Genomic DNA, 12646 nt, shown 5'->3' on the forward strand with positions numbered 1-12646 from the left:
ATTATCTTCGATCTTTTGAGAGAATTCCCAACCCTAACAGTAAGAGACCTAAAATTAACACACCAACAAATGTAGTTACGGTCATATTTCGTCACCTTTCGAATCATGTCATCTGTTACAACATTCGAGTTACATTTTGAAATCCCTTGTCCGTCTAATGTGTTCATTTCCTACTCATTTCCTTGATAAACATAGTCATCTCAGAACAAAATGAACATGTTTATCGTGCTTAAACATGTTCATTTACCCTTAAACATAGTCATTTTCACTCAACATGACCATGATTATTTTTGTTATAGGTAAAACGAACAAAGCGCTCGTCCGTTTCCATACGAAACAGTCGGGCGCTTTTGTTAATTATAATTCCGTTCGATGACGAAGCTCGTCTTGTCCCCGCGGAAGTAGGAGCGTGAGTATTCAATCGCTCGTCCCGACTCATCCTCTGTCACCGTCTCGATATGAAAACACGGCGACCCGAGTGGACAGTTGAGGAGCGCACTCACCTTCTCGTCAGCTAAGGCAATCTCTAGTGCCTCTGTCGTCTTGGCGACATGTACGTCGTGAACCTCGGCCAGTGTCCGGAAGAGCGAATGCTCGGCCTGTTCCTTCGTGATCCCCGGTGCGATCTGCCATGGGATGAACGAGACCTCGTACTGGGTCGGTTCCCCGTCCGCATGACGGATCCGCTCAATCTTTTGAATCGGGGCATTGTCTTCCGCTTCAAACACCGACGCGATTTGACCAGACGCCGAGATGACCGAAATGTCGATCAAGGCGACTTGCCCACGTTTCCCTTGGACGGCAAGCTGGGCCGCATAGTTGTTCGGCGTGTATGACAACGTCTGTTGGACTTTCTTCCCGGCGACGAACGTCCCGCGGCCTTGTTGACGGACCAGATAGCCTTCCGTCGTCAACTGGTTGAGGGCGCCACGCACCGTCGTCCGGCTCACATCGAACTCCTCGCAAAGCGCGTATTCGGTCGGAAATTTTTCCCCTTCTTTATAGTGCCCACTCTTGATGCGGGACAGCAGTTCATCCTTGATTGCGGTTTGGAGCGTCGATTGCGACATGTCTCCATCTCCTTTACGTTGGGTTGGTTCCTTTATTGTGATACAGCAAGCATACAAATGCAAATACAAAAAATTATTTGTATTATTTGTATTTTTTATATTGCTGAAAGTTGTATCATTTGTTATATTTGTTACGACAAAAAGAAATCGCTTTCAAAAGGAGGAGTTGGCACCATGGCAGTCAAGGTCGTCATCATCGGCGGTGGGTCCAGTTACACCCCGGAAATCATCGAAGGATTGATTGATCGACAGGCAACGTTCCCCGTTCGGGAGATCGTGCTCGTCGATATCGAAGAAGGGAGGGAGAAACTAGAGATCGTCGGTCGTCTCGCTCAGCGGATGATTGAGAAGGCAAACGCCGAGATCACACTCAGTTGGACGCTCGATCGAAGAGCCGCACTCGTCGGCGCAGATTTTGTATCCACACAGATTCGGGTCGGTGGACTCAAGGCACGTGCGCTCGATGAACGCATCCCGCTCAAGCATGGCTTCATCGGGCAAGAGACGAATGGCGCAGGCGGATTATTCAAAGCGTTCCGTACCATCCCCGTCTTGATCGACTTGGCAAACGAAGTCGCCGAGATTTGTCCGGACGCCTGGCTCGTCAACTTCACCAATCCGGCGGGCATCGTCACCGAGGCCGTACTCAAGCACTCATCTCATAAGAAGGTCATCGGTGTCTGCAACATCCCGTTCAACATGCGAAACTCGGTCGCTGAGATCCTCGAGACGCCTGTCGAACGAGTCGCGATTGAATTTATCGGATTGAACCACTTCGTCTTCGGTCGTCACGTATGGGTCGACGGCGTGGACCGGACGAGTGACGTCCTCGCCTCGCTCAACGCAGGCAATGACTACTCGCCGGCGAACATCGTCGGGCTCGGTTGGAGCGAATCGTTCCTATCGTCACTCGGCATGTTACCGAACCCGTATCACCAGTATTACTTCCAGACGAAAGATGTGTTGAAGAAAGACCTCGAGGCGTACGAACAAAACGGCACCCGTGCCGAAGTCGTGCAACAAGTCGAGGCGCAGTTGTTCGAGAAATACAAAGACGTCGATCTCGCCGTCAAACCGGAAGAGCTTGAAAAACGTGGAGGCGCCTACTATTCTGACGCTGCCTGCAATTTGATGGACTCGATTCATAACGACCGCGGTGACATCCAGACGGTCAACACGCTCAATAACGGCACGATTCGAGATTTACCAGACGACGCGGTCATCGAAGTGAACGCCGTCATCACGAAGTCCGGTCCTCGCCCCATCTCCATCGGCGCGTTGCCGCTGCCGATCCGTGGGCTCATCACGAACTTAAAAACGTTTGAACAGCTCGCCATCCAAGCGGCTGTATCTGGCACGTACGAGGACGCCTATCTTGCCTGCCTCATGAACCCGCTCATCCAGGACGAGAAACGGATCGACCCGCTTCTCAAAGAGCTGTTCACAGCGCACGAGGCGTACCTACCCCAATTTAAGAAGGAGGTCTATTCATGAACAAGTTTATTGAAATCGCGGGACGCATCGGGTCCCAAAGGCACTTAGTCGCCATCCGTGACGGATTCGTTTCCGTCATGCCACTCATCATCGTCGGGTCGCTCGCGGTCCTCATCAACAACTTCCCAGCCGTCAACATCGGTAGTCTCTCGCTCGACTTTGTCGGCTCGATGAACAACCTGTTCGGCGAAGGAAACTGGCAAGGACTCGGTGGTAGCATTTGGACCGCATCCTTTGCGATACTCGGGCTCCTGATCGCCTTCTCCATCGGGTACAACTTGGCCCGCTCTTATGGAGTGGACGGCCTCGCGGCGGGGATCTTGTCACTCGCCTCATACATCATGCTCGTACCGGTCACTGAAGACTGGGGACTCAACTTCGCATGGCTCGGCGCACAAGGACTCTTCGTCGCCATCATCGTGTCGATTGCCGTCACGGAAATGTTCCGCTACCTCATCAATACAAAATTGACGATCAAGATGCCAGAAGGTGTACCGGGTGGGGTCACCCGTTCATTCCAAGCGCTCATCCCATCGATGATCATCTTGACGGTCGTCGCAGGATTCCAGCTCTTCATGACTCTCGTCGTCGAACTCAGTGTATTTGAAGTCATCTTCAAAGCGATTCAAGAACCGCTCCAAGGATTCGGTGACTCACTCCCGGCTGCCTTACTGATCGCCTTCTTGAACCACATCCTTTGGTTCTTCGGGCTTCACGGGACGAACATCATCGGCTCGGTCATCGAACCGGTCTATCTCCCGCTCATCGAGCAAAACTTGGCTGCCTTCCAAGCCGGAACGTCAGCGTTTGATGTACCGTACACGGTCACAAAACCGTTCTTGGATGCGTTCGTCTTCATGGGTGGATCGGGTACGACGTTCGCGCTCTTACTCGCCATCTTCATCGTCGTCCGCAAACAACGGAATCACCCGTATCACCAAGTCGCCAAACTGTCGACGCCAGCTGGTCTCTTTAACATCAACGAACCGGTCATCTTCGGTCTTCCGATCGTATTGAACCCGATCATGCTCGTACCGTTCATCTTAGTGCCGGTCACGCTCACGATCATCTCATACGTCGCGCTCTCGACAGGCATGGTTCCGAAGACGGTCGCCATCGTCCCTTGGACAACGCCACCGATCATCAGCGGTTATTTGGTCACAGGCGGTAGCGTCCGCGGCGTCTTGCTCCAGATCGTCAACTTGTCGATTGCCACAGCGATGTACATTCCATTCGTCATGGCAGGAGCGAAGGCGATGACAGCCGAAATCAATAAAAATAAAGCTGCTACTGAGGAAGGAGAAAAGATTTCGTGAAAACCGAAACCATCCAAGAACTCTCGTTTATGATTATCTTACATGCTGGAAATGCACGCTCCTCTGCATTCGAGGCTATCGCTGCTGCGAAACGCGGTGAAGCGGACGAAGCGGCGGCAAAGTTGAAAGAAGCCGATGCGGCCTTCTTGGACGCGCATAAGCTTCAGACGGAGCTGTTACAAGAAGAGGCACGGGGGACGACGAGCGACATGAGCGTCCTCCTCGTCCACGCACAAGACCACCTTATGACGGCGATGACCGTGAAAGAGCTCGCCGTCGAAATGATTGACATGATCACCCGTTTGAATCGATTGGAGGAAACGACATGAACATCTTACTCGTCTGCTCGGCAGGAATGTCGACATCAATCTTAGTGGAAAAAATGCGGAAAGAAGCTGCCTCACGTGGACTCGACGCATCCATTGACGCGATTCCAGAGTCGCGCTTGAAAGAACAGTCGAACGTCGACGTCATTTTGATCGGACCTCAAGTCCGCTATCTCGAAGGTAAAATTAAGTCGTCCGTCGACGTACCCGTCGCGGTCATCGACAACATGGCGTACGGGATGATGAAAGGTGACCTGGTCCTCGACCAGGCACTCGGTCTCGTCAATGCCTAAAACGTTCGTCCTGGTCAACGCTGATGATTTCGGATTGACGACAGGTGTGAACGCCGGCACCTTGGAGAGTCATCTAAATGGAATCGTCAATTCGGCGACGATGATCATGAACGGGTATGCCGTCGAGGAAGCGGTCCGACTCGCGAAACAACATCCGTCGCTCCGCGTCGGGGTCCATCTCGTCTTATCTTGGGGCAAACCGCTCGCCGACACGAGCGCCCCTCTCACAAAAGAAGACGGCACGTTCCGCTACACGAGCCGTTTCTTGACTGAAGACTCGCCTGACCCGGAGCTCGTCTATCTGGAGTGGAAAGCCCAAATCGAGGCGTTCCTTGCGACCGGACTTCCGCTCGACCATCTCGACAGCCACCATCACATTCACGGTTGGCCGGTTCTGCACGACGTCATCATTCGTCTCGCTGAAGAATACGACACGACGTTTCGGGCCTTAACGACGCTCGGATCACGCCGAGACTTGTGGGTGACCGAACGGTTCAGTGATCAGTTCTATGCGGACGGTGTCTCCCATGCGACGCTCGACGCCATCGAACCAGGTGGATCCATCGAAGTGATGGTCCATCCGGCCGACCTCGATGATCGTCTTCCAAGCGTCACGTCTTACCTCGAGCCACGCCTCCTCGAAAAACAGGTGTTGGTCGACTATGAACGCCCCGATTGGTGGGCATGACAAAAGCGGGTTCCCTTTCACGGGGACCCGCTTTTTCATAAGTCGAACGCTTGTTGAATCTGTGCCGCCGTCTCTTCCGGACTTAAGTTCGTGTTATCAATCCGGAGATAGTGCTCGACGTCTAATTCCCCCGGACGTGAGTTCAATCGATACATCGTCGCCGTCTGTTTCAGTTCTGCCTCGGACCAAGCGATGTCGCGCTTCGACGGTTTATGCGTGAGGCGGTTCTCCGTCGTATTGCGCGCGAGCCGCTCTTCCATCTCGGCCTCGAGCTCGACGTAATAGATGTCCGCCCCGTGTGCCTCGAACAAATCCGTCACCTTCTTCACGTAATCCCAGTCCTCCTGCATGTCAAACGCCCAGACGAACGTGAAAATCATGCCGGGTAAATCACTCTTGGCGACCGCCTCGAACAGTTCTTGACGAAAGTGTTGGACGAGTCGCTTTCCTTCCGGCGTCCCGTAATTGAAGAACGGTCCGACGAGGTCAATCGTCATATGGTTATGGAATAATTTCAGTCCGGTTTTATCGGCGAGCGCCTGCCCGACCGTCATCTTGCCGACGGCTTGTGGACCAAATAAGATGATGAATTTCATTGGATTTCCCCCTATATCTTTTGAAGATTTTATCATGTGACGTATAATGTGTGACCCCTCCAAAATATTTGTTTACCTCTTTCCAAATGAAGGAATAAGCATAGCATCGAACTTTATAGAAAGAAGGTGCCCCCGTGACTTGTCCCCACTGCGGAAAGAAGACACGATCGAAAACGGTCTGTCCGACGTGTGGCCGCCGCTCACATCGCACGATTTGGTTATTTGCCACCCCATTCGCTATCGTACTCATTGCCTTTGTCACCTTCATTGGAAACGCCTATTTCACGGACATGCTACGTTCGACCGACTCGCTCGCCGATCAGGTCAACTTGCCGATTGGGGAAGATACGGTCTCTGCTGACGAAGCGACACCGATCGACTTCGCCGCACTACAAGATAGCCTCTTCACCGTCAGTTACGGGACGGGATTTTTGGTGAGTTCACGCGATGTCGTCACAGCCGCCTCGAATGTGGCTGGATTGACGAATATCATCATGTACCATGAAGGGCAGGCCGTCTCCGGCACCGTCGTCGGTCGGACGAAGCTCATTGCTGTCATTCGAATCGAAGAGACGGAGAACACACCATACACTCTCACGCAAGCGATCGCCGCAGAGGACGAGACGTTGATCACATTGACGATGCAAGAACGCATCAACGGGACGGTCACCTTCGCTGAGAACGGCTATAGCCGAAACTTTGAATTGCCTCGTCATGCGTATGGCAGTCCACTCCTCTCAGCATCCGGGCGAGTCGTCGCCATCCATTTGCGTGGAATCGCCTTGCCGACCGCACTATTTGAACAAGACATCCGGACGTTCATCGCAAAAGATGCACCGGCACCGCCACCTATCGAACTCGCACCGGTTGAACCGATCAAACCAGATTTGACCGAAGAACCGGTCGTCGTTCCGGAAGCACCCCCTATTCCCGAGGCGCAACCTGAAATCCCACCGGCCACTGAACCGGAGGCGCCGGTCGAGGAAGAAGTCGAAGAGGAGGTTGTGGAAGAGCCCGAACCGACGACACCGGAAGTGACCCCGGAAGAACCTGCAGAACCGCCGAGTGAACCAGAAGAACCGACGGACCCAACGGAAACGGAAGAGCCGATTGAAGACGATCCCCCGGTGACGGAGCCGGAGGAACCGACCGAACCGGAAGAGCCAACGGAGCCAGAAGAACCGACGACACTCGAACCAGACGGGGATGAGGACTCCATCGTCGAAGACGATCCAGACACTGAAGAAAACATAAATGAAGAAGAAAACGACACAAGCACCCCATCGGAATGATGGAGTGCTTGTGTCATTCTTATAGGTAGAAAAAACTAATCAACAGACCGAGGATTCCTAAGGATACGTATGTGTATCCTATAATCATGCTATTTCTGTTTTTATCATGTTTGATCTTCAAAAAATACAGACCGACGCCAACGATAAATATTGCTAGCAAGACACTGAAAATCTTTAGCATCAACATCAAAACACATCCATTCTCTCTTACAGACTAAAATATGTTCCTCTATCAAGTTTGAAGTTTTGTGTACTTGACCCAAAGAGTCTCGGTAATTTGGATTGACTTGGTCCGTTTCTAAAATTATATGTGATCTCTTTATGTCAATTTTTCTCTCAGTCATTCACTCTTAATGAATCTGCATGTTTAATTGTAATAGCTTTATTTTTATCGTCGATTGAAATCACGCAGTCCCATGTAGGTTTTAATTGAATAATGTTATGCTCATCCAACCAAATGACTGCATTCAATTCGATGGAGCGATCAATCAAAACCATTATTTTATTTCGTTCATCAATCACAGGTTTCAAACCTTCGTCTAAAATCAAAGTCCAATCGAAAAAAGTATTTGTAGTCATAAAAAACACCTTTCTTTGTCAACAAGCTACACAAGCACCCCATCTGAATGATGGAGTGCTTGTTATTCGTCACGTGTGAAACGTCGTTGGAGATTGCCGAGCACCGCTCCTAATGCCAGAAGCAGAATCGATAACGCCCAGAACGGGAGCGCGTCTTGCAACAACCAGACGACGAGGGCACTGAAGCCGACGACGGCTCCGAGCCATAGAAAGTTCCGTTGTCCCATGTCATTCACCTCGACCTCATCATAACACATCGACCCGATGCGCCGTCGCTTGCGGTGGCAAGGAGCGTGTCAACCGTTCATCATGCTCGACTCGAACCTGTTGCCCGACGAGAAGCGGTGTCTCGTCCAAAAGAGGTCTCGCTACATGAAACACGATGCCATCAAACGGCTCCGCCTCCCGCGTCGGTGTGACGCGGATCTTTTCCTCCATCACCTCTGCGACATATCCAGTGAACGTCGCCATGCCTTCCCCCTCCTTTCCAGTCCTACCTTTCCATTTCCCGTTTTTGTAAAAGATGCTACTCGCCTGTGACAAGAACAAGTATAATAGAGCGACACCAGTACTTGTGAGGAGGACACCCTATGACACAAACGATCGATTTACACACCCCAGAGTTCCAGCGCACGTTCCTTGAGATGATGCTCCTCGCAGAATTAACAGAAGCTTATAACGCTGAAGCCATCAATGACATGGCAACACGTGGCGAGACCGCATTCCCGGATGACCCATTCTTCCCGGCGATGCGCGCTTATCCATACATTCGAGAAGGTGACACTGATTCGGCCAAACCGTGGCTCGAGAAAGCGAGCGCGCTCGGCGATCACTACATTCTTCATATGTTGAAAGGGTTCGTCAGTGAAGACACCGGGTTCACGTTCGAAGCGGAACAACACTTTCTCCGTGGCGTCGAACGCTATCCGGACGTCCCGATCATGCATCGCGCCCTTGCCGTCCACTACTTCGACCGCAAGTTCCATGGCGAGGCCGGTCTTCATATCATGAACTATGTCCGTCTAGCCGGATTCGGCCCGGACACCGTCCCAATGTTGCTCGAATTTTTCCAAGTGTATGACGACATTCCGCTCGATATGGTCGATGAACTGATGAAGACGGCGAGCGGTTACTTAACATTAAACCCACATGACCCGCATGCCCATTCCTTATACGCGTCTATGTGTAGCCATCGTTTCGCTGCACTGACGGCCGACTTAAAGGACGATGACCCGCTGACCGACGAGATGATTTGGATGCTCCTTGAAGTCGAGAATCACGGGATGTGGAGTGCGACCTATGACCGCAGTGAAGAGCGGATGTTTCGCCATATGTTCGCGGAATACGTCGACAACGTCATCCTGCCAAACACGTCACAGTTTTATGTATTACGTCTCCGGTTACGTTACTTGACACGTCGCCTGACACATCGCTTCACAGGTGGTTACTCTGTACCGACCTCATAAAAAAACATCACGCCAGCGCGGCGTGATGTTTTTGTTTATCCGGCATATGGTTTAATCGGTCCGCGTAAGCTGAACGAATAATCTTCCGGGTCGACAATCCCGACGACTTCGTCCCCTTCGAGCAACTCATACAGAAATTCTGCCATCTCGCGCGCCGTATGATACTTCGCGACGTTCTCGCTATAGTCGAACCCTTCCGTATCGCGAGCCCGATCGGCGAAACTCGTTTCGGTTGCAGCCGGTGCGAGTACTTTCGCCCGGAGCTTGGCACCACTCTGCTTCAACTCTTGCGCGAGCCCTTCCGTATACGCACTCACGAAGAACTTCGTCGCACAATACGTGACCGAGTTCGGGACGATCCGATAGCCCCCGACAGACGACACGTTCAACAGTTGCGCCCCTTCGACGTCATGATAATCTCGGACGTATAGACTCGATAAGACGGTGAGCGCTTCGATATTCAGACGAATCATGTTCTCGATTTTACCGAGGTCGACGTCTTTGATGAGATCCGCATCCCCGAATCCGGCGTTGTTGATCCACGTCTCGATATCGAGGTCCGCGAGCGATTCATAGAGACCATACACGTTCTCGCTATATGATAGGTCGGTCGATTTAATGATGACATCACTATCCGGCGAGATGGATTTGATCTCATCACGTAACGATTCGAGCTCTTCTTTCCGTCTTGCGACGAGGACGAGCGACTTTCCCTTTTCGGCGAGTAGCTTCGCTGTCTCATAGCCGATTCCTGAACTAGCTCCTGTAATGACCGTATACTTCATATGATCCACTCCTTTTTGTCGTTTACCTTGTTGTTCATTCCCTACTTTTTAGATGACGAATCGTTTCGATGTGAACGAAAAGCCCTGACTCCGAAGAGGCAGGACTTTCATTTTATGTCGTGAACTTTCCAATCAGCGTCTGCAGGTCACTCGTCATATTCCCGAGCGACTCGGCGACCCCGTTCAACTCTTGAATCATCGCGAGTTGGGCGTCAGCTGTCTCACCGACCGTACGCATCGTGTCGGCCATCCCTTCACTGTCTTGTGACATTTGAAGAGAGGACGTCGCGACTTGTTTCGTCGTCTCCGCAATCTCGTGCGAGGCGATGCGGATATGTGACGTATTGTCGACCGACGTCTCGAGCTGACTGACGATCTGTTCGAACGCGCGTGTCGCTCGCTCGAGCAACAACGTGTTCGTCTTGACGCGTTTCGCACTGACGACGTGTTGGTCGAGAACGGCGTTCGACTGTGCCTGAATCGACTCGATCAACCCTGCGATTTGTGTCGCCGACTGTTTCGACTGCTCGGCAAGCTTACGTACTTCTTCTGCGACGACGGCGAACCCTTTTCCTTGTCCACCGGCACGTGCCGCCTCGATGGCCGCGTTCAATGCCAATAAGTTCGTCTGATCCGTGATGGATTGGATGACATCGGTGATGAGGGCAATCTCGTCAGACTGTTGCTTCAGTGCCGAAATCGACTCTCCCGTCCGACGTGTCTCTCGCTCGAGTGCTAGCACCTCGTCTTTCGCCTGAGCCATCGTCGCACCACCTTCTTCGGCGAGCTTCAAACTCTGTGACACGTCATCGTCAATCGAGCCGATGGACCCGGCAATCCGACCGATGCCTTCATCGGCCGCAGCCACCGCTTGCGACGTCCCTGTCGCTTCTTTCGCCTGCGCAATCGTTTCTTCCACGATTCGGTCGATGAGACGGGTCGTTTCCTCCGTCTGCGACGCCATCTCTTCCGTGCTCGCATACAGTTCTTCCGATTGTGCCGTGATTTCCTGCGCGTTTTGGGTGACACGGTCAATCAGTTCACGCAAGTTGCCTTTCATGCGGTTGAAGCCGGTCATCAATTGTCCGATTTCATCTTGTGTGAGCGCCTGAAGGTCCTCACGTGTCAAATCTCCTTCCGCCACCACGTCCACTTCTTTCGCCAAGAAACGGAGCGGTGCCGTCACCATATGGCTGATGGCATATCCAGCGCCCATGGTCAGGACGAAATTGACGACGGCGATGACGACCGAGTACCAGAAGGCACGTTGGCTCGCTTCTTGGAGCTCCGTCTGCATCACAAACATCTTCTCTTCCGTCTCGGCCTGCAAGGCTTCACCGGTCGATGAAATCGATTTCGTCACGTCCGGCATGAGACGGAGCGTCAAACGATCGATTGCTTCTTGATCTTTTGAGTCAATCGCCGTGATGGCTTGTGTCGCCAACTCGTCATATCCAGTCGCATATTCGAGTAACGCTTCAAATTCTTTTCGTTCGGACTCGTTGTCCGCGAGTTCGATCAACGATTCGATGGCGGCTTTCTTTTCTTCCCCACCCTGGGTGATTTGTTGTTTTCGTTCATCGTCTTGTACGAGCACATACCCACGAACCCCATACGCCTGGCGCACCATCCCGAGCGCCAAGTCGTCCGCTGCTTTCATCTTCATGACATCGTTTGAGATCATCTGTTCATACTGACTCGTCATCCGATCGAGCGTCCACAGATTATAGGCCATCCCGACCAATGTCAGAATCAGGATCAAGCCGACACTTGCCATAATTTTTTTTGATAACGTCCATGTATTCCACATCTTTTTCACGTACTACGAGGAGACCTCTCCTCTTCCACCTCTTTTTCTTTCTTTTTTATCAAAATTAAGCGAGAATACTCCCACTTCTAAACGTTAAGGACAGGGCTTACGTGAAAGTGGGAGATGAATCGCCAGCCTCTCTTTCGGGTATGATTCCTTCAAGGAGGTGAACATCATGGTGGAGCACAAGGGCTATAGATTCCGGATCTATCCGACGAAGGAACAGGAAATCCTGATCGCCAAGACGATCGGCTGTTCCCGGTTCGTGTTCAACCATTTCCTGTCGAAATGGGACGCGGCCCATGAAGCGACCGGCAAGGGACTGTCGTATGATGCCTGCTCGAAAGAACTTCCCATGCTCAAGCAGGAATTCGGTTGGTTGACGGAAGTGGACAGCACGGCCGTCCAGAACAGTGTCAAACACCTGGCCGACGCGTATAAGAAGTTCTTCAAGAAAAAGAGGAATCATCCCCGTTTCAAGTCGAAGCGAAACCCCGTCCAATCCTATACGGCGAACATCCAAGGCAAGTCCCAGCTCCCCGAGGTCTCGATCGTCGGGAATCGACTCAAACTCCCGAAGCTGAAATGGCTGCGGTTCGCCAACTCGAGACAGGTCGAGGGACGCATCCTAAACGCCACGATCCGACGCACGGCTTCGGGCAAATACTTTGTCTCCCTTCTCGTAGAGCAGGAGATCAGTGAGCTGCCGAAGACCGGTTCATCGGTCGGCGTCGACGTCGGGCTGAAGCACTTCGCCGTTCTATCGGACGGCACATTGTACAAGAACGACCGTTACTTCCGTACGCTCGAGAAGAAACTGGCCCGCGAGCAACGCAAGTTGTTATAAATGATACTTTTAATGTGTCCTAAAGTGATGGGATAAGAATGTACAATTTTGTCTCCTTCTCGCATACTTGTTCACGAGGTGAAC

General features: G+C 52.0%; 14 protein-coding genes and 1 pseudogene. 8 read left to right on the forward strand and 7 right to left on the reverse strand.

Annotated features, from left to right (window positions below):
- Window positions 1–353 precede the first annotated feature (353 nt).
- Window positions 354–1070, reverse strand: coding sequence for a GntR family transcriptional regulator (locus KNO65_RS04875; RefSeq protein WP_031422493.1), 717 nt, complete (start codon window positions 1068–1070; stop codon window positions 354–356).
- Window positions 1071–1244: 174 nt separating this feature from the next.
- Here KNO65_RS04875 and KNO65_RS04880 point away from each other — a divergent pair, with 174 nt between their 5' ends.
- Genes KNO65_RS04880 through KNO65_RS04900 form a run of 5 tightly spaced genes read left to right on the forward strand, consistent with a single transcriptional unit; the run spans window position 1245 to window position 5187 of the window.
- Window positions 1245–2564, forward strand: coding sequence for a 6-phospho-beta-glucosidase (locus KNO65_RS04880; protein WP_214782027.1), 1320 nt, complete (start codon window positions 1245–1247; stop codon window positions 2562–2564).
- Entirely contained in the window at window positions 2561–3880 is a 1320-nt protein-coding gene (locus tag KNO65_RS04885) for a PTS sugar transporter subunit IIC (protein ID WP_214782031.1), read from the forward strand. Before KNO65_RS04880 ends, KNO65_RS04885 begins: the two co-directional genes overlap by 4 nt.
- Window positions 3877–4209 (forward strand): PTS sugar transporter subunit IIA, encoded by a 333-nt coding sequence (locus tag KNO65_RS04890; protein WP_084156011.1) that lies wholly within the window; start codon window positions 3877–3879, stop codon window positions 4207–4209. Before KNO65_RS04885 ends, KNO65_RS04890 begins: the two co-directional genes overlap by 4 nt.
- Window positions 4206–4499: a PTS sugar transporter subunit IIB gene (locus tag KNO65_RS04895; protein ID WP_214741951.1), complete on the forward strand. Its 294-nt coding sequence runs from the start codon at window positions 4206–4208 to the stop codon at window positions 4497–4499. The genes KNO65_RS04890 and KNO65_RS04895 overlap by 4 nt, the downstream gene beginning before the upstream one ends.
- A complete protein-coding gene (locus tag KNO65_RS04900) occupies window positions 4456–5187 on the forward strand; it encodes a carbohydrate deacetylase (protein WP_353047419.1) in 732 nt (243 codons plus the stop codon). Before KNO65_RS04895 ends, KNO65_RS04900 begins: the two co-directional genes overlap by 44 nt.
- 35 nt (window positions 5188–5222) lie before the next feature.
- On the opposite strand, the gene KNO65_RS04905 is transcribed toward KNO65_RS04900, so the two are convergent.
- Window positions 5223–5783, reverse strand: coding sequence for an AAA family ATPase (locus KNO65_RS04905; RefSeq protein ID WP_214782035.1), 561 nt, complete (start codon window positions 5781–5783; stop codon window positions 5223–5225).
- A 134-nt stretch (window positions 5784–5917) separates the two neighbouring features.
- Here KNO65_RS04905 and KNO65_RS04910 point away from each other — a divergent pair, with 134 nt between their 5' ends.
- Window positions 5918–7075 carry a hypothetical protein gene (locus KNO65_RS04910; RefSeq protein ID WP_214782038.1) on the forward strand — a complete coding sequence of 386 codons (1158 nt, stop codon included), beginning with the start codon at window positions 5918–5920 and terminating at the stop codon, window positions 7073–7075.
- 336 nt (window positions 7076–7411) lie between these two features.
- Here the strand turns inward: KNO65_RS04910 and KNO65_RS04915 are convergent, their stop codons facing one another.
- From KNO65_RS04915 to KNO65_RS04925, 3 genes are all read right to left on the reverse strand, one after another.
- Window positions 7412–7654 carry a hypothetical protein gene (locus KNO65_RS04915; RefSeq protein ID WP_214782041.1) on the reverse strand — a complete coding sequence of 81 codons (243 nt, stop codon included), beginning with the start codon at window positions 7652–7654 and terminating at the stop codon, window positions 7412–7414.
- Between the two features lie 62 nt (window positions 7655–7716).
- Window positions 7717–7881: a hypothetical protein gene (locus tag KNO65_RS04920; RefSeq protein WP_214683581.1), complete on the reverse strand. Its 165-nt coding sequence runs from the start codon at window positions 7879–7881 to the stop codon at window positions 7717–7719.
- A 19-nt stretch (window positions 7882–7900) separates the two neighbouring features.
- On the reverse strand, window positions 7901–8125 hold the full coding sequence (locus tag KNO65_RS04925) for a YobA family protein (protein WP_214782044.1): 225 nt from the start codon (window positions 8123–8125) through the stop codon (window positions 7901–7903).
- A 119-nt stretch (window positions 8126–8244) separates the two neighbouring features.
- Between KNO65_RS04925 and KNO65_RS04930 the strand changes: the two genes are divergently transcribed.
- Complete coding sequence (locus KNO65_RS04930) at window positions 8245–9120, forward strand: tetratricopeptide repeat protein (RefSeq protein ID WP_214782047.1); 876 nt, start codon at window positions 8245–8247, stop codon at window positions 9118–9120.
- 35 nt (window positions 9121–9155) lie between these two features.
- Here the strand turns inward: KNO65_RS04930 and KNO65_RS04935 are convergent, their stop codons facing one another.
- Both KNO65_RS04935 and KNO65_RS04940 read right to left on the reverse strand, forming a co-directional pair.
- Window positions 9156–9905, reverse strand: a complete 750-nt coding sequence (locus KNO65_RS04935) for an SDR family NAD(P)-dependent oxidoreductase (protein WP_214782050.1) — start codon at window positions 9903–9905, stop codon at window positions 9156–9158.
- Window positions 9906–10017: 112 nt separating this feature from the next.
- Window positions 10018–11715: a methyl-accepting chemotaxis protein gene (locus KNO65_RS04940; RefSeq protein ID WP_214782052.1), complete on the reverse strand. Its 1698-nt coding sequence runs from the start codon at window positions 11713–11715 to the stop codon at window positions 10018–10020.
- A 175-nt stretch (window positions 11716–11890) separates the two neighbouring features.
- Here KNO65_RS04940 and KNO65_RS04945 point away from each other — a divergent pair.
- Window positions 11891–12556: pseudogene (locus KNO65_RS04945) on the forward strand (RNA-guided endonuclease TnpB family protein); the annotation flags it as partial.
- Window positions 12557–12646: the final 90 nt, after the last annotated feature.

This window comes from Exiguobacterium sp. S3, from assembly GCF_018617295.1.
In the GTDB taxonomy this organism is placed as follows: Bacteria; Bacillota; Bacilli; order Exiguobacteriales; family Exiguobacteriaceae; genus Exiguobacterium; species Exiguobacterium profundum.